Below are 24682 nucleotides of genomic sequence, written 5' to 3' on the forward strand. Positions count from 1 at the left end.
TAGGGTGTGTCAATGTTTAAGTTTTACATAATCTTGACTGCCCTACTTGATTGGGGTAACAGCTAAAATTAAAAGTTATCTTCTCTTTTTACACGAATAACATATTTTCCTTTGTTAAAAGGTAAAAATGGTATTTTAGAATTTACATCGCGGTTGATGTCAAAATAAGTAACAAATGCAGCTATACTATAACGGTGCCCATTACCACTTTCTAATTTACCTAAACGCACAATCCCCTCAAACTGCCCTTCGGTATCAATTGTTGCCTTCGACTGTAAAGTCCAGTCATCTTCATATTCACTACGCGTCATAATATACATCCGTAACGAATTACGATCGTCTTCTGGTAGGCTATTGTACTGAGCAATTTTACCTTTAACTCGTGCACGCACCCGATCAATTGTGCTTTCATTTTCCGGTTGATCAATGATAACTCCTACTTTAGGTAGAGATTCGAAATTATTATCCCACCATGAACTACCATTGTATAATTTATAACCAATAAAAACATTATAGCCTATTTGCTCATCTTTACGATGTACAGAAACACCTGTTTTCCCACCAACTTTAAGCATTGGAAAAGGGCGATATTCGGCTCCAAATTGACCCATCACTTTTTCATAAGCTCGTATGGTAAAGCGCGATACTTTTATCATTGAAACTACAAAATCTTTGCGAATTAGTTCTAGGCTGTCTTTTCCCATATATTCAACAAGCGGTTGAATATTGACAAGCTCATATTTGCGAATATCTTCTAGATCTACATTAACGTGATGAATATTTTCTAAACTAGGTCCGACATTGAAACTATCTCCAAGAAATAACTTCAATTTGTCAAAATCGTTTCTGGTATATGTAAGAGTAATTGATTGTCCCGTGTGCGCTTCGGTTTTTTTTCCTCCCCAGATGTTTTTGATAAAAGCTCCCTGGTCATGAACAAAACCCAACCTGTCTTCTTTTTCGTACAGGCTCATTAATTTGTGACCAGTCGCCACTTCAAACCGGTCTCTTTTTTCTTCTTCCAAATCAGGCTTGAAAAGAGTGCTAATTAATGCACACGATGTTAAGGACATAAAAAACACACACGAGATTATGAGTCTACAGCTAATCACTATTTCACCTTCCACTATAAATTACTAAAAAGTTGGTAAGATTCACCGAGTATTCTATACTACAAAGCGTATCAACGCAAGTTTTTTTCAAGGTGCTAGCCTACGCATACTTTTTTTATGAGTAGTCCTATACAAGCAAGCCCCTTGTTATTACAGTAAGTTTTGCGTATGTTTTTTTTTACAAGATTTGTTCGCAGTCTATTTACCTTTTATGAATACCCCTGTTACCAAACGTAAGAATGTATTTCGTAGATCATCAAAAAACACATAAAAGATAGGTACAATAAGAAGCGTAAGCAGTGTTGACATTGTTAATCCACCAATAACAGTACGTCCAAGTGGATAATACGGGGTTCCAGCAAAGTCAGCTGTTCCAATCGCCATAGGAAGTAAACCGAAGAGAGTTGTAAGAGAAGTCATCATAATCGGTCGAAAACGCGCAAAACTTGCTTGTAGTATAGCTTCAGTACGTTCAATGCCTTCTCCGCGCAAACGATTTATATAGTCAACAAGTACAATTCCGTTGTTTACAACAACACCTGCCAAGATAATATTCCCAAGATATACCATCATACTAATCGGAGTACTAGTTAAGTATAAAATCCAAAATACTCCTATAAAAGCAAAAGGTATCGACAAAATAATTGAGAATGGTAAAATAAAAGATTCAAATAAAAACCCCATGAGAAGGAACACTAATACAATAGCTAAACCCATTGTCAGCAAAAAAGTATTTTGATTTTCTTCTAACTCTACAAATCGTCCTTCTTTATTTATGGTATAACCGCGAGGCAATTTCAATGTTTGTAATGCTTTATCAATTTTTACCCCTAGAGCAGTAAGATTGCTTTTATTTGCTGTCGCATTGATGGTAAAAGTAGTTTTACGATTACGACGACGTATTGTTGCAAAACCTTTTTCATAAAGAATCTCTCCTAATGTACCAAGAGTAACTTCTTCTTCATTGCGATTATAAACGGTTATATCATTTAACATATCGGCATTAGCAACAAGTGACTGTTCAAATTGAATTTCTATAGGTATTTCGTGATCATCTACTTGAAATTGAGAAACGGTAAATCCGCGCAATGCATATGAAATAGTAGTTGCTGTACGCTGAGGAGAAATATCATAACGTTGTGTTTGTTCTCTATCTAGATGAACAATAATTTCTTCTGCTTGCTCACTCTCCTCGACACCAACATCCAACAGTTCAGGAATTCCTTGCAACAACTTCTCCACTTCTTTACCTATTTCGCGTAAAGTTTCTGGATTTTCGCCGCGCAAAACAATAGGAACATCTCCTTCTTCTTGATTTCCGCCACCACTTGAGGATTGTTGCCAATTACCGCGAATAGAAACACCAGGTAAACGAGGTATGAGCTTTTGTACGTCTTGGGCAATTTCATCTGTTGAACGCTTAATGTCATCTCCCTCACTAAACCACAAGCGTATTCGTCCAGAATTATCGCGGCAAAAAGAAAGCATGTTAATGATTTCCAATTCTTTTTTTTTCGCGAAAATAGCTTGCTCTACTTTGAGAAGAAGGGCACTATTTTTAGATACATCTTGGCTATCAGTAAAGGAAAACCTCACTTGCATTTGTCTTTGTGATCCGTTTTGTTGGTTTGTTACCCCTATTTTTCCTTTGATTATCCATGTTGAATACGTAAGAGGAATTAATATAAAGCAAATTGTTTCAAAACGGCGTGCCATTACCCATGATAATATTTTGTAGTAAATATCATTGCTTTTTGCGATAATTTTTTCAAAAATCATAAAACGTTTTACTGTTTTTTTACGCTTTTCCATAGCATACACTGCTGGAGGAATAAAAACTAAAGCCACTATAAGAGAAGCCACAAGAGAATAACAAACAGCTCCTCCCATTTCGACCATCATGACCCGTTCTGTTCCTTCAGTCATAACCATAGACGGAATAAACACAACTAAAGTAGTAGACGTTGCAAGCAAAATAGCCAGCCCAACTTCGTTCACCCCTTTTACAGCAGCATCCATTAATGACAAGCCTTTTTCGAGATGGCGATATATGTTTTCAACAACAACAACCGCATTGTCGAGAAGCATACCTACCCCAAGAGTAAAACCCATAAGAGAAATCAAATTGAGTGTTCCACCGTAAGCATGAACAACAACAATCGCCATCATTAAAGACACAGGTATTGAAAATGTAATAACAAAAGTCATTCGAACGCTACGTAAGAAAAAAAACAATACCAAAACAGCAAAAAAAGCTCCCCATAATAACGTTTGTTGTAAATTTAGAAGAGCATCCTCTATGTCGTCCCCCTCACTGTATAAAAAAGTAAACTCGAAATTTTCAAATCGAGAATCTTTTTTGTAGGATTCCATAATTTCTTTTACTTTAGTACAAACTTTAACTGTATTTGCACCTGATTCTTTATAAATTTCACAAAACATTGCAGGAAGAGCATTAATTCTAACTCTAAAACTTTTTAAGCTGCTAGCTAAAAATATCTCAGCAACATCCTGTAATTGAATACCTTCTTTTACAGGAAACTCGCGAATATCTTTTAATGAAGTAAATTTTCCTAGAGAACGCACTAAGAAAGTTCCACGATTATCGACTATTTTACCTTGAGTAAGATTCAGGTTGGCGTTACGCAAGCGTTGCACAAGTTGAAAAACATTTACATGATAAGCCGCTACTTTATCGGGAATCAAATCAATGTATATCTTTTTATTGTATGTTCCGTGAAGCTCGACATTGGCAATTCCATCCTCCTGTTCAAGGCGCATAAGCATAGTACGGTCAAATAAACTAGCGTAATCAACTAATTTCTTGAGAGCATCTTCAGGTTTGACATTTTTGTCTTTTTTTCTCAAAGAAATACCAACGTACTGTATAGGAAAATCCTGAAAATTAAATTTGCGGATACGATAACGTGTTACGTCTTCAGGGAAATCGACCATTAACCTTTCCATACGATCTTGCAACTGGTTGTACATTATATTAAGATCAACTGTTGATTTGAAATGGAGACGAACTCTTGATCCAGTACTAGAAGAGCGTGACCTTATTTCCTTGACTCCCTGTATTGTTCCTGCCATTTCTTCTATAGGTCGCGTAATTTTTTTTTCTACATCAGAGGGATTTGCGTCGGGATAATTTACAATGATAGTTAATACTGGCCAAGTAATTCCATCAGGCATCATCTGTAAAGGTATATTCTTGTAAGCAATAACTCCTGCAACAGAAAAAGCTACAAAAAACATTGTTACCGTAACAGGCCTAAATATACTCCAGGACAAAAAAGAACGTCTCTCACTCATAACTTTTCCTTATTTTTTAAGGCATGCCTAATCTTTGTGTAAGCTGCTGTTGTTGTTCATAAACCCAGCGATAGTATTCCTTCATTTTTAAAAGGCTAGCAGCCTCTTCATCAATGATAAATGTAGTTCTTGGATGCATTTGCAATGCTGATGCTGGACACCAGGCGCTCAAGGGACCTTCTATGGCTTGCTTAATTGCACAAGCTTTCTTTTTTCCTATAGCAAGAAGTACTATGCGCTTTGCTGAAGTAATAGTTCCAATTCCCATAGTAATAGCAAGGGTAGGCTGAAACTCTCCTTCTGTAAAAAAACGACTATTATCCTTCACTGTCTGCGGAGTCAATGTTTTGATCCGTGTTTGTGATCCTAAACTAGATGTAGGCTCATTGAAACCAATATGGCCATTACTACCTAAACCTAGTAATTGAAGATCTATTCCACAACCGCGAATTTTTGCCTCGTACTTTTCGCTTTCATAAATCGGGTTTTCAGCAATACCGTCTGGCAAGTGTGTGTTACGCGAAGAAATATCTATATGCTCAAATAGATGTTTTTGCATGAAGTAAGAATAACTTTGGGAATGTTGAGGGCTTAATCCAACGTATTCATCTAGGTTAAAAGTAATAACATTTCGAAATGAAAGTCTACCCCTCTCATAACGATTTACCAATTCCTTGTAAAGAAGCATAGGGGTACTTCCTGTAGCAAGTCCAAGTACTGCATTATTTTTTTCAATAATAGCTTGCTCAAAAATATCCGCACATTTATTCGCTATTTGATGCGGCTCTTTAAGAATAATAACTTCCATTTATAAATCTCTCTTGTGAAGAAATGCAAGTATCTCTTGTTGTTGTTTTTTTGGCCAAGTAAATTTAGGAAACTCTAATTCGAGTTCTTTGTGATTTCCATAACCACGAATATAACCGTTAATCCTAGCAGTTGCAGTTGCGTGAATAAAATCGGTCATTGTTTCGTATACTTCAAAAAAAATTTTCAACAGAAATGGTGTGTGTTGTAACCAATATTTTTGATGGTAATCTTCAGCAACAAAAAAAGAAAAATTTTCAATAATTTCGACGTAAGACTCTCCATGTTTTTCTTTGTATTTCTCTTCACTTTTGCGAACTAAACTTAGTTGTTCGTTGTTATGCGCAAAAATAGCACTTTTGTATTGGCGCGAATAAGGAACGCGATCATGACGTCCGTTTTTCCAAAAAACTTCAAGTAAACTTTCGTAACAAACGATTTGAGGATCATAATCCATCTCAATTGTTTCTATGTGGTCCCCCATTTTACGGTATGTAGGATTTACAGAAGTTCCCCCAGCATATCCCACACGCGTACGGACAACACCTGGTATACACCCAAACTGGGCATCTGGTCCCCAGAATCAGCCAAGAGCAAAAGTTGCTGTTTGTAAATTACCTTTGACTACAACATCCTTATTCACAGCCATTTTCATTTTTTCTTTCCTTCTTTTTAGCCCAAATTGCACCAACAGCAAAACACTTTGTCACCAAAACAGGACAAAGACGATATAACGACCACAAAACTCTTGTTGAAAAAGGTATGACAATATTTTTTTTCCCCTGTGCTATTTTCCTTAACATTATCATAGCAAAACGATCAGGCTTCATTTTGGGGATTTTTCGCCACATTTGGTGCACAAATTCTTCTGACATCCCATAATATTTGCTATTGTCGACTATTTTGGTGTCCACTGCACTTGGGCAAACCATTGTTACTCTAATACCATACTGTGCTGCTTCAAAACTAAAAGCGCTAGAAAACCCAACAATAGCATGTTTACTCATCGTATAAGCAGTAACATCAGGAAAAGGAACTAACCCAGCCAAACAGGCAATATTCACAATATGTCCACTATTTTGCTTTAGCATTTTGCTATATACAAGGTGCGAACCGTGAATAACACCTTTGATATTAACATCGATGACGCGATACCAATCATCCATCGTTAGATTTTTTATTTCGCCAGCAATACCAATACCTGCATTATTAAACAGAATATCAATACGCGAAAATTGGGTAACCACCTCTTCGATAACGCGTGCAAAATCACTGTAGTCAGCTACATCACATTTAAAAGCGCGACTCTTATCTCGAGCGATACCTTTTATTGTTTCCAAGCAAGCCTCATCATCAACATCAATTGCAATAATTGTCGTTGTACTACTCTGCCCTAATATTTGACAAATGGCTTTACCAATTCCAGAACCTGCTCCTGTTACAATTACCACTTTTTTATGAAAATATTTCATACAGGAAAGTGTCCTAGCGAATCTTATTTAAAGCTTCTTGCGCTTCTTTTTTCATCGTAGCGTCTTTTAACAAAGCTTCTAACTCTGGAATTAGAGGAACTGCAAGTCTTCGCATGCGGCCAGCACAAATAGCTCCCCACCTACGAACTCCAATATCTGAATGCAACAATGCCTTTTCTACAATGGGAATCATTCTAGTACTTTTATAATCTGTTTCGGCCAAACCGCGTAAAATCCATTCTTTTCCTTGCTTATTGACGTATTCAAAAGCTTTCAATAAATGTGATGTTGACTCAGGATAACGCATATCTACTTGCTCAAAAGACTGTTGAGCATATGTATTGACGTAGCGATTTTTTTCCGTAAGTAGTTCAGCTAAATACAATGCATTATCTGGATGTAGAGGAGTTATTTTACCTAAAATATCATATATGTTTTGTCTCATCTCTATAGTAGCTTTACGCAACTTTGGAACAAGAGAACGTATCCATTTATCTTCATTACCGATTTCTTTTTTCAAAAAACCAATAGCTAAACTACGATTGAATGGATTGTAATCATCTAAGAACCCAATAGAAATTTGAATAACTGATTCTCGTTCAATAGAAGAAGAAAAGAGTTTTTTTAGAATTAGTCGCTTCACTAAAGCTGTACGATTATTCAACAATTTAGTAAACGTTCGAAAATTATTTTCTGTTAATTCAATTTCTTCTAAAGTCTGTTTTGCTTGCTCGCGAATGTGGCTAGAAGTATCGTAAGAAGCGATGGATAGCAAACTTTCGATGATCGCATTATCTATATTCTTTAGTTTTTCAATTGCTTGTAAACCTTGGCGACGCTTATCTGAGAAACGATGTTTCAACATAACCAGTATGTTTTTAGCGTTTAATTCTAAGTTACTAGGTTTTTTATTTTGGATTTTCGCAATAGCGTCGTAAGCACTCTCACTAATAACTCTTTCATTGTGCCAAGTTAATTTTTCAAGCAAAGGAATTACACTTGCGGCTGCTTCTCCTAACGTTCCTGCTTTTTTTATAGCAAGAGTACAAGTAACTTTATCACTACTTTGCAAATCTTCCACAATTTCCGCTATAGTTTGTTCTTCTGTCTTTGCATTAGGGTCTAACATCGCTGGAACTTTTAAATTAGAAGGTACTAGCCACAAACTCATAAAAATAGTTATACCAATAAAATATACATTAGCACGATCTCGATGTTTTCCCCACCATGTTTTAGCTCGATATGCATAAAATCCCCATTTGTCGTCGTAGTTTTTATTCGATAACAAAAAGTTTATATCTTCCTTTAACTCATTTAAGTCCTTGTAGCTATAATCCTTGCGTGAGTCGACTGCTTTTAGGCAAATAAATTGTAATTGTCGAGGAATTGTTTTTTGCAAGTTTTTTGGAAAAGACACATCTCTTAAACCGGATCTACGCTGCAATTTATTCATTGTATCTTGTCGCAAAGCGGGCTTTCCAGCAATAAGCTCAAATAGAATATATCCTATTCCTACAATATCATTACGTTTTTCAGTAGGTAGCAATCTAAGACGCATAGGTATTGCGGAATTTATTTCTTCTAACCCTCCAGCTGGTATACAATTAGGGCTGGTCCTCTTTACATTAAAACCAATAATTTGCGGACAACCTTGTTGATCCATAAAAATATTAGATATAGACAAGTTGCCGTGGCGAATTTTACTTTTGTGTGCATATTCTACGGCGCTGATAATCGCCTGTACTAAGTATAACTTTTGGTGTATAGATAAAGAGTTTTCTTTCAAATACATCCGTAAAGGAATGATCTTACCAGCGCGCATAAAAACAACAGTATGCCCTTTATAAAATCCAATATCTTTTATTTGAAGAATATAACGATGTCTTAATTCAGCAAGAGCTTTGATTACAGAAACACTAGAATAAGAATACTGCCTGTGTAAAATAAGAGCTAAGCACTTATTACGCGATGTACGATGTTCGCAAAAATAAAGATTTCCCAAACGATTTTTTGCATAAAGCGCTTCAAATCGATATTGGTAAGCAATACTACCACGCATAGGAGTTCTCGAGGTTTGTTTGAGGTTGTTTAAAGCGTTTTGCTTTTTATTGTGATGAGGTTTCGGTTGCGCAGGATTACTTTTCGTGACTGGTTTACTTACTACAAAATCGTTATTAAATAAGTCTACTTGCTTTTCCTGTGGTTGCCATAGTTGATCCACTTTTTTATTTGGTGGAATAATATGTCTTTCCAGCAAATTTTCATTTGCCACTTTTTGCGGACTTATTATCTGAGTCTTGATAAGATCTTCTTCAACTAACGGTTTTTTCTTTTTTACTTCTTGATCTGGTAGTAAATTTTTTGCATCTTCTATTAATACTGCATTCTTGTATGATAGGTTTTCAACATTCGGCCCAATCCAAATAGCGTTGTTTTTAACAACTTTCTTTAATGCTGTTTTTCTTTTAGGTAAAGGAACTTTAACTTCTAAAGATTTAATTATTGATGATATTTCAGGAGCAAGAACAATAGAATCTGCTGGAAGTATAATTTTTTTATTGGCAACAACAATACTATTTACTGTTTTATATTTGTAAGAAGTACATATTTTATGCTGCGCAATATTTTTTCCTTTCGGAACCCACAATAAAGAATTAATATCTACTACTATAATTTCGCCTGTTGACGACCACTTGGCAACTTCTGATCGTGTATCAAATTTTTTTAGATAGGCAAATAAACGATTATTTACTGGCATTTTTATATCATTTCCTTTTGCTCAAATTATAGTTTCAAGCTTAGAAAACAGAGTTGGGTTATACTTAATTGCTAGTAAAATCCTATATTTAGGCTATCCTTAGTAAGTAAAACAAAAAACGTTTTTTCTAATTTAAGGCGGCTCTACAAAGGCACCATACTAAATTCTAATTTAAGGCATATTCAATATACGCTAACTAGCAATTAGGTTTAAATTATAAATTAGGAGGTAAAAATGTGCAGTGCGGTTCTTGAGGCCTAATTTACATATTGAAATTATAACACCTGAAAGGCAAATAATGAAGTATAAAGTAGAACACTGCATTGACACAATGCATTATCAATCCACCGAATTTGTGCAATTTGTACAACAAGATATACGTCAATATCGCATACAACTCGAAGAAAAGATTTTAGATGAGCTAATCAATTTAAAAGAAATGGTAAGTGAGTCACAACTTTACTATGAAGATCCAGAATTTAAGCTTTCCTTTGACAGTATTGCAAATACTTTGAACTATATCTATGAAACAATTAGTAATTTAATTGAAAGTAGAATGATTCCGCAGTTGCGTACGGAATTTACAACAAGTCTCACTACCTATGGGAAAAAAATATCTGCGCAAGATTTAGAGACCGCTGTTCACAATATTGTAAATTCCTTTGCTGAACAAATGATACAGAAACTAGATCGGTTTCTACAACAAATTGATCATACCAAAAATCAAACTCAAATGCGTCACGACAATTTTGAAAATGAACTAAATATCTACAACAAACTAAATAAAAATATCTTTGAAGGTAAGTTTATTGAAGAAGTTTCTTTACTACACGCTCTTAGTAGTATGTTACAAGAATTAGCTATGGCTCTTGATATTTTTAAGCAAGGAATAGAAAATCTACAAAAAACACTTGGAGATTATACTAAAATTGTTTATGCGCGCTTTATCAAAGAAGTGGATAAGCGCAATGTGAGCTTTATATCTCGTTTAACAAAAAAAACAAAAGAAAACCCACAACAAGACGCCGCATCTACCAATACAAAAAAAGTAAAACGTAGTATTAACGCTGTCAAGAATATAGATACTATGCCCATGCCAGACTTCACCAGTAAAAAGGGTAAAAATTCTCTGCAAATAGCCATCGACTTTCCATATAATAATCACAAAATAATTGATATTATTATGCAATTTAATGTAGGAAAATATGCCGCGCAACAACTAAAGCTCGAAGTGGAAACTATTTTCAAGAAAAAAGCCATTTTCATTTTAAGTGGCCCTGCAGAAATAAATCTTGAAACACATGAAAAAGATGTTGTTCACGATGTCGTAGCAACGATGCAACTTGTTGTTAAACGTCGTAGAATTACAACTAAAGTACAAGAAAATCTGGAAGCGCATTACTTATCTAAAATTATTCCCAAGGTACCTTTTTGCGATGGAAATTTGAATTTCATCAGTTACGAAAAAAATGGTAACTTAGTTTTAGAATATGTCGATTTAGCAGAAGAAACAGAAAAAGTTAACGAAGCAGAGCTACAAAAAGCTCTTAGTAATTGTTTTGCCATTTTTGAATAGGTTTTTTATGAAAAAAATAGAAGATATACCGAAAAAAGCACAAGCGGTTATTTTAAAAAATTATAGTGAACAAAAACCAGACATAACAACCGAAGAGGTTGATGTTCCACTACCTAAGCACGGTGAAGTTCTCGTTCGTATGATTTCTTCTCCTATTAACCCTTCAGATTTAATGTTTACCAAAGGTTTATACGGTTTCAAAAAAGAACTTCCCGTTATTCCTGGATTTGAAGGATGTGGTATTGTTGTCGCCGCCGGCGGTGACTTGACATCAAAATTTTTATTAGGTAAACGCGTAGCATGTGGTGCAACCGAATCAGGATCAGGAACTTGGGCAAATTACATGCTCACTAGCAGCAGTTACTGTATGCCGATAAAAAAATTCGTGAAAGATGAAGAAGCGGCAATGATGATTGTTAATCCAATGACAGCTTGGGGTTTAGTTGACCAAGCAGTCATCGGTAATCATAAAGCAATTGTACAAACAGCTGCTGCAAGCGCCCTAGGAAAAATGATTATTCGTTTAGGAAAAAGACGATCTATACCAACAATAAACATTGTTAGACGCGATGAACAAGTACAACTTCTACAACAACAAGAAAAAGCACAGTATGTTATCAATAGCAATGACGAAGATTTTTGTGAAAAATTGCAAGATTTATGCCATAAATTAAAAGCAACTATCGCTTTTGATGCTGTAACTGGTGAACTTTCAGCGCAAGTAGCTGCAGCAATGCCAATAAAATCGGAATTGTTAGTGTACGGATCATTATCTCAAGAGCCTGTCAATATAAGCTCAAGAGATCTAATTTTTCAACAAAAAATAGTGCGCGGATTCTGGCTTTCGCAATGGTTAAAAGAAAAAAATTTACTCAGTAAAATACGCAATGTTGGTAAAGTCCAAAAACTTCTTAGTAACGATTTAAATACACATATTCAAGAACAAATACCTCTAAGCGACGTAGCTAAAGGTTTAGAACTTTATGAAAACAACATGACCGCTGGTAAAGTATTGCTTAAATGCTCAATGCAATAACCTGGATCGAGAAAAATTTTTACTTGACGTTGGTTGTTCTATGTAGCATAGAATAAGAAACAACAATATAGGGGAATTTTAATGAAAAAAATTTTAATCGCTTTACTGTTTTGTCCGTTATTTTTATTTGCAGATAAAATAGCTGATATCACACCAAAAGTTCTTCATTTAAACACCATAAAAGACACAGATAACGTCAGCGGAACGTTTATACTGAAGAATACGAGTGGTAAAACTTTGCAAATAAACAGAGTAAAAACATTTTGTGGATGCACATACATAGAACCCAAAGTTAAAACTATTGCTCCAGGAAATACGACAAAACTTACCGTAAAGTACAGCCCAAAAGGCAAACAAGGACCTCAAGAAACAGAAGTACATGTATTCACGAACTTGCAAGAAAATCCACTAGTGCTTAGATTCGACGCTACAGTACTACGCAACCACTTTCTTTCCGATGACATACTTTCTTTTGGTGAGTTTCGTCGCGGCAAACAAGTTGAAAAAAAGATTTGGTTATCTCCACTAGAACTTCCAAATTTTCGAGTGAAAACGGTAGAATTAAAAATCAATGAAAAAAATATGACAACTAGCTTTAGTGTTTCTTCAGGTTATGGTTATTATGACAAACTATACCCTGGTAAAAGGCGTGGATTTTGGGTGAAAGTACGTGCATCAAAAGATATTGATTTTGGAAAAGCAACAGGTAATTTAGTGTTCATTACCAATATTCCTCAAAAAGAGGTAATATCTTTACCCTTTTTTGCAAAAGTAGCAGGTGACATTAGTTTAAGCCGCGATCACATTGGAATGGGCATGCTGCGTAAGGGAAAAAAAATATCGCGTAATTTAATGGTCTACCCAACCGAAGAAAGTGAAAGAGTTGTTGTCCAAAAAGTAAAATGCTCTCTACCGTTTATTAGTGCAAAAATATTTCCTATTATTGAAAATCAGTACTACGAAATTAAATTTGTTTCGCAACTTTCTGGCAGAGAAAAACGAGGAGAATTTCGCGGAAAAGTAACAATCCACACTTCTAATGAAAAGCAACCTGTTATTGTACTTCCTATCCAAGGGTTTATTCGCTAGAAATATTCAAACAATTAATTGTAGAAAACGTATTACTAGATAACTTGGTAAACAACTTTAAATTTTCGTTTTCTACAATTAATTCATTTCAATTTGCGCTGATTTCATCGTACAATTGATTAATTGGATAGGATTTTTTCATGCTAAACTCACCATATTTAATAATACCTGTTATATTGATAGGTTCTATTGTCATAGGAACTTTGTTTCATTCTTTTTTGCATCGAATACGCAAAGGTCTTTTTACAATACTTCCCAATTCCAATACAAATATCCAATCTTTTCAAACAAACCATGCAATCGTAAATATATATAACACCGAGAAAAAAGTATATATTACCCCTCGTAAAAAAGATCAAATAGCCCTTCATGTAGATGAGATCATTGGATTAGAGATGCGCTTCGAAGAGAAGACTTCGTGGTACGAAATTCTTTTTGATTTGCAATTAACCGACCTATTTAAAAGCAACCGCGATACTGTCGACTGGTATTACATTTATTTACAAACGTCTAATCAAGAAAAGATATTGCTATTTTCAGCAGGACAGTACCAACGCCGAGAATTTCTAATGAATTTTTTAATCAATTTTTCGAATAATTTACTAGCGCGATTTAATCTCTATCGAGACTTAGACTCGTACAAAGAAGATGTAATTACCAATATCAAAGATATGTTTAGTAAAATTGATAAAGAAATTCATGTAGACTATAGTCGTCAAGTAAACTATTAAGACATTGACATTTTATCTTTCTTATAATTTTGCTCTTTTAGAAATTAGCTTTACCAATTTATCATGTTTATATTTTCAGTGATAATCATTCCCCAAATTAACCATAAAATCAATGAACTTAGTAAATAAAAAGCAAAACGATGTTTAATAGTATTATAGGTACTTTGAATAAGACTATGAATAGCACGTAATCCTACAAAAATGGAAGCAAGAACAACATATAAGGAACTGACAATACCAGTGTTGTAAATGACAAAAATCGCGACATAAAATAACACTGGCATTTCAAATAGATTGATAAAATTGTTAGAAGGCCCACTTACTTTTTTTAGTAGTTCTCGTTTGTTTTTTGCATCCGCAAGATCTTGGACATTTATATTTTTGCTAAAAATTTCTTTTAATCGCGTGACATAAAGCCAAATCCAGACAACTGCTGTTAAGCTTACTTGTGCAAAGAGAGGTAAGAATATTATTTTATTATCCATTGGTGAAAATCCTTCATTATAATATTTAATTTCCGTGTATTTTACCTTGGATCAAAAGTTACATCACAGTTGGGAAGCCATGATGCTATTTGTTGGCGATGATCATGGGGAATTTTACTTTGGTAATAACGGTGATTCAAATGTAAAGAACAAAGAGATTTAAAATTGGAAATTGAATATGGTACTTCAATTATATGATTGCTACTTAAATCAAGAAAAGAAAGTGATGGTAAACCATACATTTCCTCGGGTAGTTTAACAATACGGTTACTACTTAAATCTAAAGTCCACAAAGATGCAAGGCCGTATATTGCTTGTGGCAGTTCAGCCATTATATTTTTTGCCAATTCCAGTGAGCGTAAAGATTTTAAATTTCCTATTTCTATAGGTAGATCAGCTAAATGGTTTTCGTGTAATTTTAATTCTTTTAATGAGCGCAATTGGCCAATTTCTCTTGGTAGTTCTGTTAATTGATTGTTTCCTAAGTGTAAAACCTCCAGAGAGGTTAAATTAGCAATTTCTTTTGGGATTTTTTCTATTTGGTTTGAAGAAAGATAAAGATGTGTAAGAGTTGGTTGGCATACTTTACTAGTAAATTCGGTTAATTTCATATTCGACAAATTTAAAGACATCTTACCCGAAAAACTACAACTATAAAAATCATAGTTTTGCAACCAACGAAATTTTACATTCCCAAGAAAACTACAACTTTTAAAAACGACGTTTTCAAAACTATAGTATTTTTTTTCATCAAGATGGAAAGAACATTCGAGATACTCAGTGTTACTTTCTATATCGGTTAATGATTGATTTATTATTCTTACCATAAACGTTCCTACACCTTCAGATAACAACCACGTTGCTATTTTACTTCGACTTCGGAATTTGACTTTTGTGATTTAAGTTCATTTTTAATTTGTTTTGCTATAAATAAAAATAGTGCAACAGACAAACAAATAATCGAAGTAACCGCAACATATTTTTTTCCATACTCATACATATAAAAATTCAAAAATGGACAAACCATAAATATCAGAACAAAAGCATTGGCTATGTATATACGATGTGCGATATTATACTTTTTTTTGTAATTGTAAATGAACAGAAATGTAACTGTTGTCCAATAGCAAAGAAAAGAAAATTGAGTATAACCTGCGCGCTGCCCTCCATCTAAAATCATACTAGAAAAAGATAAAGTGCAGAACTGAATGACAATCGAAATTACCAAAGCCTGTTCTGTAGATAAAGACTTTTCTTTCATCAACTTCTCCGTTTAGTAATGACCTTCAAGACTAATTGTTGCATTGTAACGTCTAAAAATATTTGGAATTTCGTATTGATGATGGAAACGCTTACAAATATGCTTCACACAAAGGTCACCTTCAGGCACAGAGGTTTGTGGAAAATAGCGATCGAAACATTTTTGAGCCCAGTCTCTATATAACTTAGCATCTTTATTATTTTGAAGCTTCTCACTTAACATCTTTAAATTATAAAGAGTTGCATACAAAGAATGATGTTTTCTACCAAAAAAGTATATTTTTTCATTAAGCGCTTTGAGAAAAGTCTCGCGAGCAGCTTGTAAGTTTTCTTTGTGATATAAAATACACGCAAGATCATTTAGATCCTCAGCAATAGCATGGTTTCTTTTTCCGTAAAGTTTATCAATGCGTATGGCTTCTCGTTGTTCGTATTCAGCGCGTTCTATATTGTTTTGTTTGAGAAATAGCATTGCTAAGCGATTGCGTATTTTTGCAATATTTAGGTAGTCAGGGTACTGTTTTACGTATATGTCTATCGATTTTTGATAAAATTTTTGCGCTTCTTTGTAATTCTTTTCAACATCGCGAATTCTTGCTAATCCGTAATAGCTATCTGCGACATAAATATGATTGCTTCCTAAATATTTTTGCGTTTCGCGTAGTGTTTTTTGATAAAGTAAAGCGGCCTCTTCATTTTTCCCTTGGCAACGCAAACATTCGGCTAAATAGTAATTACTATCAGCAGCAATAGAATTATTTTCTCCTAAGGTGAAATTGACGATTTGCTGAACAGGACGGCATAAACGCTCGCTATTAACATAGTCCCCTTTACACCAACATTTCCAAGCCAAACTATGAGCTCCAATGGCAATAACTAATGCTAAAGAAATACCTATTAAGCTAGGGAAAAGTGCTGTAAGGTAGTTGCGTGGAGTGATGCGGATTTTGGTTGGCATCTTTTCACAAGCAGATATTTTAAAATTCATCAGAACATTGATTTCAGAAATAATATTTGTCACACAGCGCTGCTGCTTTATACGCATAAATAAAACACCAGACACAAATATCACTATTGGTAAAACAACTGCTAGCATACTTGCATAAACGATAGGGGCAGCGAAAGGGATAACGAAATAGGTAAGTACAATCGCGACAAAAGCAGCGATAATACCTTCAAAAAGAGATTGAAAAATCCAACGCAATTTAGTATTAGCAGTAAAAGTGAGTAATGTTGCTTCGCCCGCTTTCTCCACGAAAGTAAATGGTTCCCATAACCCTTTCTTTACAAACCGAACATTGTTTTTTTGTATTTTAGTAAAAAACGGTCGTCCTGTTTTGGGATTTACAGACTGCAAACGCTGCTCGATATCTTCTAAACTAGCGGTGACAAGATATTTGTTACGTAATCCTAAAAATGATTCAACTAAACCCACTTTACATTCCTTAAAACAATATTATTGAAAACGAATTTCAAAATGTTTTTCGAGCCCGAGCCGAGTCCGATTTCAAAGCTTTTATTACAACTCACAAAAGTTCTATTTTTTACCACCTTTAGAAAGTTTCGGAAACAGGTTTGGATAATATAAGGCATGATATTTTGACAACATCTATTATTCTAAACCACTGAATGATGACATACCCTAATAAATATCAAGAGCACATAAATGGTGGTAAACTGAATTTTTTACATCTGGATTCATTTTTTTATAATATTTTGAAATTTGCTGCCAGTTCTTAAGCAAAATCTTACTACCTGCTTTTCCCTTCGCTTTTGAAAAAGTGCCTGTTTCAACAAAAGAGATATACGCTTTTTCCTGAAAAAGCAGTGCAGATACAATATCTTCTGGTATTTTTTGCAATTTTTTATCTGGCGCATTGATTCTTTTTAAATTTTGAACAATAACCTTTAATTGCTTTTGGTATTCTTTTAATCTCTTCTTTCTACTTAAATCTCGATTATACAACGTTTCATGAATCTTCAAACGCGCGTGAATAGCTTTAACTATTTGTGCAAAAAACTTAGCTACAAAAGTATGATGTTGTTGCGGAACACCTTTTAAATGAGAAGGAAGAGGAGAAAATGCACATGGATATTTTGTTCCTTGTGGTGCATCAGTATTTCTAGGGTAAATATCATAGAATGCTTGCTTGTTGTTTTGTAATTTTTTTATTTTAGGAAGAAGTTCTGTATATAAGTTGTGTTTCGGATGATGTCCGGTACTGTCAGATACTAAAGTAAAATTTTGATCAATAAGCTGAAAACCTGGTATCATTTTGTAACTAGCTCTTCCCTGCATTTTCTTAGTACCAATAAGCACTATTTCTTTTTGCGGATCTATGTTGAAATGTTTTGCCCAAGCCTTTGCGCTTTCTTCGGTTGGTGCTTTCATCTTCAAGTCATATAACAACAAATGTACATAGAGAATATCAGCTTTTTTGAAATCTAAACCACCGTACGTTTTGAGCAGTTTTTTAAAAGATGGTAAATTTCGTTGTGGACTAATATTGGCAAAAGTACCGATTTGTTGGTCATTTGCCCCAGCAAAAGCATTGCATGCTGGACAATTCATTCCTATAGGTTCTATAATAATTATTTTACCAGCAAAATCTTTTAATCTAACCAATTCTCCTTGGTGATTTTTTAACTGTACATCGGGATATTCTTTTCCTAAAACAGGCGGCCAAGAAAAACTAGCCTCCTTGCTTTCCGCGTTATTTTGATGAGTAGAATTCTCACCACAGCCTATAAGTAACAACAAGAGTAGAATAAATAAACTTTTCATAATACTTTCCTATAAAAACAATCTTCAGTGTTAATTTAGAGCGTATCAATGTAACATCTATCCATAAGAAACAACAATACTTGTATCTTATAACAATTAGTGGAGTACCGCGGGTATTTTTGTTTTCGACAGTTTCCACGCCATAACCATTTTACTCTAACAATATGGTCGAATTTCGATAACTATTACCCAAAAACGATATAGAGAGTAAGTAAGGTTGTCACTAGCCACACAACTACACCTACAATCAGTAGTTTATTTGGAGAGTGATATTGTACGTTGGGGTTTAAAACGGGTTTTTTTCCATCTAAATAAAGAGATAAATCAGCTCCAAACTCTTTGGATGTTTGGTAACGATTGCTTTCTTTTTTTTGTATCGCGGTCATGCATATATTTGCCAAGTCTCTTGTTATTTTTTTGTTGTGTTTTCTTACAGGTTTTGGATCTTCTTGTAATAGGGCGACAAGAGTTTTTTGGTGCGTATCGCGTGCAAAGGGTAATGTACCTGTTAAAAATTCATACAACATGACACCTATAGAAAACACATCACTACGATGGTCAACTTTTTGACTTACCACTTGTTCAGGGGAAGCATATTTCAATGTACCAAGAATTGTTCCTGCTTTAGTGATACCAGATTGGCTTTCCACTGTTTTCGCAATACCAAAATCTACAATAACAGGGCGTAGATACTCTATTTTATTTGCAAATTGATTATTTTTTTGGAAGTCTTTTTTTACTGTTAGTAGTATATTGTGAGGTTTTAAATCCCGATGAACAATATTAGCTTGGTGAGCAACGTGAATAGCTTCAATTATTTTAATAAAGATGTGTAAACCTTCTTCTATAGTTAAATTTTGCCATATATTACCGTGAAAAACTTTCCCTTGTATAAACTCCATTGTGTAATAAAGACGATTCCCCACTTTCCCCGACTCATAAATTGCCATTATATTTGAATGAGACAATTTACTCATTAAGGCTATTTCTCGTTGAAACCTCCTTGCGTTGGTATCGTCAATCTTTGCAGTGCCAGGCGTAATTTTTAAAGCTACAATTTTATTTTCATTATGAAAATCGTATACTTTATAAACTTCTCCCATTCCTCCAATGCCAAGCAACGAAACTACCTTATAACGATCATCAATGATATCATTACTTGCAAAATATTTGTTTCTTGGTATTTGTATTTCCATTGAAAAAACCTTTATCAGGCATAATTTTAAAGAAGGGCATGTCGACATTCGTTTTATTGCGTAAGTCAGTATATTGGCTCTCTAAAAGCAATATACTTTGCTACATAAAACGGAATATAGACATGCCCTAGAACAAAAGACTACTTTGTAGATTTTTCTTTCCAATTGCTACTTGGAGGGTTTTCCAGTGTTTTCGGAGCAAAAATATCATCTTTTTCGATTTTATTGTATTTACCGTCAATAATACTATACTCTGTCGAATACCCTTCGTGCTCTAAGTTTGACATTTTCCAAGTAGTTGGGATTTCACGTCCATCTATCTCTTTAAGGTCAGAATAACTTAGAACTCTTACCACTTCTAATTTCTCATTATAATACTGTGTACGTAGTAAGATGCCTCCTTTTTCACGAATCCATAGCCTTAGCTTTTTATATGTAACTGGATGTCCTGCAATAGGAGCTAAATCTACAACATATACTTTTCCGTGTTTCTTTTTCATCCCCTTAGATTCAGCTACAATTTTATGTGTGTAGTCATCTGTAAGAGTTGATTCCTTTAGTAAATCGTCATATGTGAAATCACTTCCTAATACACCTTGGTGCATCATTCCAAAAGGAATACGTATTTTTTTTCGAACACTAGGAGCATACATCCACATATCAAATTCGCGCTTTAAAATAGTTGTATTTCTATCTTTGATAGGTTTTATGAAGTGAGTTAAACTGAATTTTTTACCCTTTAGATAAACGACTACTTTACGTGCAATTTTTTGACCTGGACGGTTAACCACAAAATTTACGTAGTGTTCAGAGCTATCTTCACCTCGTAAAAGCAAATCAGCTTTTTTTACTAATTCTGTAGCGTTAGGTGTTTCACTTTTCTTGCCTTTTTCATCTGCCATAACTGGACTAAAACCAATAATTAAAGCAAACAATAAAATAAAACTACTTTTCAACATTAAAGTCTCCTAATTTAAGTGGTACTATAGTACCTTAAAAAATAGATGAGTACTATCTGACGTTTAATGCTTGAACGTCAGAACTGTAGGGCGCATTGATACGCCCCAATTATTTTGCAATAATATCTGCAATATTCAAATAAAAACATTAGGGGATTGGCGCCCTGCAAAATAATTCTAGGGTAAAACCATGTTCTTTTATTTGAGTGCTTATTAAAACACATATTCTAAACTAACAAATAAGCTGTCATTATCTTTAAAAAGCCCAAATAAATCAGTGTTACGTCCATTTAATAGTTGCGCTGTTAACGATATGCTCAAGTTGCTGTGAAGTTTATAAGAAATATCAAACTCAAAGAAATCGCTTGTCCACTCATGGTTTTCGTTCAATGTTATTTGTGCTAGCGCCTGCACTGTAAGTTTCGTATCATAATCATAACTAAGCACAAAAATTAAGGCGCGATCTCCAGCATCATCATCTGCAACAATAACATTAGCATTATCCGATTCACTTGTTACTATTCTATTAAATAACACCTCTACAACAAAATCCAATTGATCATTCAGGCGAAATAAACTTCCCCACAAATAACTTCCTCCGACTACAATAGTGAAAAAATCATCCGTGTCATTTGTTTTTGACCATGTATGTGTCATTTCCAGAAATAATTTCAGCGCTCCGTATGTGGTAACTACGTCTCCACCAACTACGCGAATTTGGTCAAAAAAGTTAACAATCACTAATGGATTTATTTCTTGGGAAGCAAAATGATTTAAACCTTCGTAATACATGAGGGATATATCGTACCCTCGAATAGTTGCGTTCGTACTAAAAAACCACTGAGAATTCTCTAAAGTACGTGCAGGAAAAATTTCATCCTGGTCAAAACCATCAAATAAATCAAGAAACCAACGAGATCCTTCGAATGCTATTCTATTTTTAGTGAAATGAGGTACAAATATAAGGGTAATCGCGGGAAATTCAATCAAGTCTGTCCCTGGCAAGTAGTAACGTAAGAAAGCAGACCAAACGCCAATTTTTAAATCATTGCTAATATTAAATCCTTCTATAGGATCGATTAAGTCAAAGGGATTAATCAGATCTGTTGGATTTGGTCCAAAAGCAGCTCCTCGCGAATAAATACGCTTTCCTAGAGAAATATCGAATGAATTAAATTGCGTTTCGACATAAGCTTCAGCAAGGTTTACAACACTTCTTTTTTCTCCATTATCATCTAAATGAGTGAGAGTAAAAAACCCGCTAGCAGCATCAAAATCATCAATATTAATCTCTGGTATTATGTGAAACATAAAATCTCCGAGTTTAGGTGTAAACTCGAATTTAGCGTTGAATTCATTTTGAACATTTCTTTTATTTACATTATTATCTTTAAAGAAATATTGCGTTCGGTAGAAAAAAGTACTACGAAAATAAGAATAAGATTCCTCTGATAAGTAACTACTACGCAAATTTCCAAGAGGATCAATATAAACAGGTATTTCATATTCGGAGTATGAACTATCTTCGATAATATTTCCACCTGTACCTAGTTCAGATGCCACTTCTTGCTCTACTTCATTTACTTCGTCAGTTACAAGATCACTACCTTCTTCATATTCGTCTGGAAAAGCGCCCTCGAATTCATCAAAGACCTCACTGCCTTCTTCTAAATCTGCTTCATATTCGTCCGTAGGAGCACCTTCGAATTCATCAAAAATTTCGCTACCTTCTTCTAGATCCGCTTCATATTCATCTGCAGGAGCGCCATCAAATTCATTTTCCAATTCTTCATATTCATCCGCAGGAGCACCATCAAATTCGTTTTCTAATTCTTCATATTCCTCTGCAGGAGCACCATCAAATTCATTGAGTAAACCACTACCTTCTTCTAGATCTTTCTCCGTTTCTTGGTCTATAGAAAACAGAAGATCACTTCCTACTTCTAAATCTTGACTAATTGAATCGTCAGCATTCAAATAACAGCAAAAACAACAAATAACAAAAATATATTTTAGCATAGAATTAATTTTTATATAACGACTGAGGAGAAAAAGTACTATCCGAAATAGGGATATTTACTTTCCAGTTACTAAATGCAACCTTTGTTCTTTTACGGGTAGGTACATCAATAATAAATGCTGATTTAGGTTTCCACACATTACCAACTTGGGCAACACTTTCTACAAAATATATTTTCTGTAAAGATTTTGCGGTAAAATACTTAATTTGTAAAGCAACAGAATTAGACACATCAATCCAATAGTATTTTTTTGTGTAAATTTGTTGACTTGTTTTTTTAAGTTTAGCCTGGATCACATAACAAGATCTTTCCATAAAACTACGAGTAGTGATGTATTTGTATTCATAGTCCTCTAAATCTTCTTCAAACCAATCTTGATAAGAAAATTCACTGGCAAATAACTTGCTAGCTGCTTGTGCACGAGAAAATTTCTGCTCGCGCGTCTCATATTTCCAATAACGATTTCCTTGCTCTGTCTCTACGAATAAATTAGCATTTCCTCTCAATAAACTTGGTTGCGTCACCTTTAGTAGTTCTTTTCTTTTTCCTGGTTCATTTTTAGAATAGAGAGTCGCTTCCACTTTTTGATTCTTAGAAGTAAAAACAATGTTTACTTGGGTCGTTTTTGTTTTATAAGAGACCTTTTTTAAAATATCTTTATCAACTACTGACTGTGCACTAATACGGACAACTTGACGTTCTTTTAACTCTTGTGGTGATTTATCCGTAGTTGTAATTTTCGTAAAAGATGGAGATACCCTTCCTTGGCTTTTCAATTGACTAAGCTCTTGCTTTGTTTTTTCCAGTTGTTGTCGCAAAGCACTTTTTTCTTTTTCTAACTCGCGGCGCAACAACTCCTTTTCTTGATTTAAACGCTGTGATTGCTGAGAATTTTTAACTTGAATTGCTTTCTCCATACTCTCTAGCTTTTTTTGCTGAGTATTCTGTTCTTTTATTAATCGCCTATTTAATTTCTTCTGCATGTTGTTGTATAGAGTTTGGTATTTCTTTTCTAACTTCTTTTCCATCATAGACAACGGCTCACTTAATTGCGATTTCTTTACTGTTTTACGCAATTTATTAAGCTCTAATTGTTTTGATTTTTCTAATTTTGTTGTAAGTAGTTCTTTTTCCAATGTATATTTATCTTCTAAAAGTTCTAGTTTTTCTTTACTTTGTTTTTGCTGCTCGCGTAGTTGTTGCTCAATAAGTTGTTTTTCTTTTTCTCTTGTTGCTACTTCACGTAGTATATCTTTTTCTTTTAAACCTTTTATTATAAGAATAACAAGAACTGTCGATATCATTACGATTGCAAAAACCAGAAAACTAAACCATCTACGGCGGTTACTTTGTTGCTTTTCTAGACGAACCATTGTTACATTATGTTGTTGTGTCTGATACATTGTTCGAGTTAATTGATCAAGGCGACGAACTTCTGTTTTTAGTTTTGAATATTCTTCAATTATCTCTTCAGGAGGAACCTCTGTTCCATCCTCGCGAATAGTCTTGCCATTTTGCATTCTATATTTTGGAAAATCTTCTTCCATTACATGTTCAAAAACAAGATCAATTCCTGATGAAGGTTGGTTTTTACGCAAATCATTTTGCGATATACGTAAGGTTTGCCTTTTCTCATCCTTCTTTTTCATTTTTTACCACACCTCCTTAGTACCTGAAACATTTTAAATAGTTTAATACATACCCTACTAAATTGGCGTGGCTTCTTGTTGTGGCTCCATATTTTTCGTTTCTAGCTCTTACTTCGGAGTTAGTATATCGAACAAAAATCATATGATCACGCGCTTAAACTATAGCTATCATCTCTTCAATTGTGTCTATTTTTAAGATTACAAATAAAATTATAACAGCAAGTAGGACATAAAATGCAGAATGCTAATAAAAATCTATCAATTCGCATAAAATATAGTGTTATTATAGTGAATATTTTAACACAGCAGAGTAGGGCGTGCCATCATTTTTAAGTTTGTTTAGCTGATAACTTATTGTAAAATGAAACGAATGCGTTTGTTTTGATAGTAAACAAACAATATAAATAACTATTTTCGATAGAGTTTGTCTA

The 24682-nt window shown here is 34.2% G+C and carries 18 protein-coding genes and 1 pseudogene; 4 read left to right on the forward strand and 15 right to left on the reverse strand.

The annotated features are described in order from the left end of the window. Positions 1 to 68 precede the first annotated feature (68 nt). The 6 genes and pseudogenes from UABHE_RS24690 to UABHE_RS24715 form a co-directional block, all read right to left on the reverse strand. A complete protein-coding gene (locus tag UABHE_RS24690; RefSeq protein ID WP_372365976.1) occupies positions 69 to 1073 on the reverse strand; it encodes a hypothetical protein in 1005 nt (334 codons plus the stop codon). 237 nt (positions 1074 to 1310) lie between these two features. Then, positions 1311 to 4427 carry an efflux RND transporter permease subunit gene (locus UABHE_RS24695; protein ID WP_372365977.1) on the reverse strand — a complete coding sequence of 1039 codons (3117 nt, stop codon included), beginning with the start codon at positions 4425 to 4427 and terminating at the stop codon, positions 1311 to 1313. 16 nt (positions 4428 to 4443) lie between these two features. Further along, positions 4444 to 5235 (reverse strand): glucosamine-6-phosphate deaminase, encoded by a 792-nt coding sequence (nagB, locus tag UABHE_RS24700; protein ID WP_372365978.1) that lies wholly within the window; start codon positions 5233 to 5235, stop codon positions 4444 to 4446. Then, positions 5236 to 5805 (reverse strand): annotated as a pseudogene (locus UABHE_RS24705) (peptide-methionine (S)-S-oxide reductase); the annotation flags it as partial. A gap of 64 nt (positions 5806 to 5869) precedes the next feature. Further along, complete coding sequence (locus tag UABHE_RS24710; RefSeq protein WP_372365979.1) at positions 5870 to 6706, reverse strand: SDR family NAD(P)-dependent oxidoreductase; 837 nt, start codon at positions 6704 to 6706, stop codon at positions 5870 to 5872. Positions 6707 to 6719: 13 nt separating this feature from the next. Further along, on the reverse strand, positions 6720 to 9464 hold the full coding sequence (locus UABHE_RS24715; protein WP_372365980.1) for a protein kinase: 2745 nt from the start codon (positions 9462 to 9464) through the stop codon (positions 6720 to 6722). A 298-nt stretch (positions 9465 to 9762) separates the two neighbouring features. Here UABHE_RS24715 and UABHE_RS24720 point away from each other — a divergent pair, with 298 nt between their 5' ends. From UABHE_RS24720 to UABHE_RS24735, 4 genes are all read left to right on the forward strand, one after another. Beyond that, complete coding sequence (locus UABHE_RS24720; RefSeq protein ID WP_372365981.1) at positions 9763 to 11040, forward strand: hypothetical protein; 1278 nt, start codon at positions 9763 to 9765, stop codon at positions 11038 to 11040. Between the two features lie 7 nt (positions 11041 to 11047). Then, positions 11048 to 12076, forward strand: a complete 1029-nt coding sequence (locus UABHE_RS24725) for a zinc-binding dehydrogenase (protein WP_372365982.1) — start codon at positions 11048 to 11050, stop codon at positions 12074 to 12076. An 81-nt stretch (positions 12077 to 12157) separates the two neighbouring features. After that, positions 12158 to 13165, forward strand: a complete 1008-nt coding sequence (locus tag UABHE_RS24730) for a DUF1573 domain-containing protein (protein ID WP_372365983.1) — start codon at positions 12158 to 12160, stop codon at positions 13163 to 13165. Between the two features lie 140 nt (positions 13166 to 13305). Continuing rightward, positions 13306 to 13896: a hypothetical protein gene (locus UABHE_RS24735; protein WP_372365984.1), complete on the forward strand. Its 591-nt coding sequence runs from the start codon at positions 13306 to 13308 to the stop codon at positions 13894 to 13896. Positions 13897 to 13946: 50 nt separating this feature from the next. On the opposite strand, the gene UABHE_RS24740 is transcribed toward UABHE_RS24735, so the two are convergent. The 9 genes from UABHE_RS24740 to UABHE_RS24780 form a co-directional block, all read right to left on the reverse strand. Beyond that, positions 13947 to 14381: an MAPEG family protein gene (locus UABHE_RS24740; RefSeq protein ID WP_372365985.1), complete on the reverse strand. Its 435-nt coding sequence runs from the start codon at positions 14379 to 14381 to the stop codon at positions 13947 to 13949. Between the two features lie 41 nt (positions 14382 to 14422). Next, positions 14423 to 15208 (reverse strand): leucine-rich repeat domain-containing protein, encoded by a 786-nt coding sequence (locus UABHE_RS24745; RefSeq protein ID WP_372365986.1) that lies wholly within the window; start codon positions 15206 to 15208, stop codon positions 14423 to 14425. A gap of 35 nt (positions 15209 to 15243) precedes the next feature. Continuing rightward, positions 15244 to 15642: a hypothetical protein gene (locus UABHE_RS24750; protein ID WP_372365987.1), complete on the reverse strand. Its 399-nt coding sequence runs from the start codon at positions 15640 to 15642 to the stop codon at positions 15244 to 15246. 12 nt (positions 15643 to 15654) lie between these two features. Beyond that, positions 15655 to 17076: a tetratricopeptide repeat protein gene (locus UABHE_RS24755; RefSeq protein ID WP_372365988.1), complete on the reverse strand. Its 1422-nt coding sequence runs from the start codon at positions 17074 to 17076 to the stop codon at positions 15655 to 15657. A 207-nt stretch (positions 17077 to 17283) separates the two neighbouring features. Next, positions 17284 to 18426 carry a peroxiredoxin family protein gene (locus tag UABHE_RS24760; protein ID WP_372365989.1) on the reverse strand — a complete coding sequence of 381 codons (1143 nt, stop codon included), beginning with the start codon at positions 18424 to 18426 and terminating at the stop codon, positions 17284 to 17286. A 185-nt stretch (positions 18427 to 18611) separates the two neighbouring features. Then, positions 18612 to 19622, reverse strand: coding sequence for a serine/threonine-protein kinase (locus tag UABHE_RS24765; protein WP_372365990.1), 1011 nt, complete (start codon positions 19620 to 19622; stop codon positions 18612 to 18614). A 140-nt stretch (positions 19623 to 19762) separates the two neighbouring features. Continuing rightward, entirely contained in the window at positions 19763 to 20581 is an 819-nt protein-coding gene (locus tag UABHE_RS24770; RefSeq protein ID WP_372365991.1) for an outer membrane lipoprotein-sorting protein, read from the reverse strand. A 213-nt stretch (positions 20582 to 20794) separates the two neighbouring features. Continuing rightward, a complete protein-coding gene (locus UABHE_RS24775; RefSeq protein WP_372365992.1) occupies positions 20795 to 22600 on the reverse strand; it encodes a hypothetical protein in 1806 nt (601 codons plus the stop codon). A gap of 4 nt (positions 22601 to 22604) precedes the next feature. Then, positions 22605 to 24251, reverse strand: coding sequence for an outer membrane lipoprotein-sorting protein (locus tag UABHE_RS24780; RefSeq protein WP_372365993.1), 1647 nt, complete (start codon positions 24249 to 24251; stop codon positions 22605 to 22607). Positions 24252 to 24682 lie beyond the last annotated feature (431 nt).

The sequence above is a fragment of the Candidatus Uabimicrobium helgolandensis genome, assembly GCF_041508025.1.
Lineage (GTDB): Bacteria > Planctomycetota > Uabimicrobiia > Uabimicrobiales > Uabimicrobiaceae > Uabimicrobium > Uabimicrobium helgolandensis.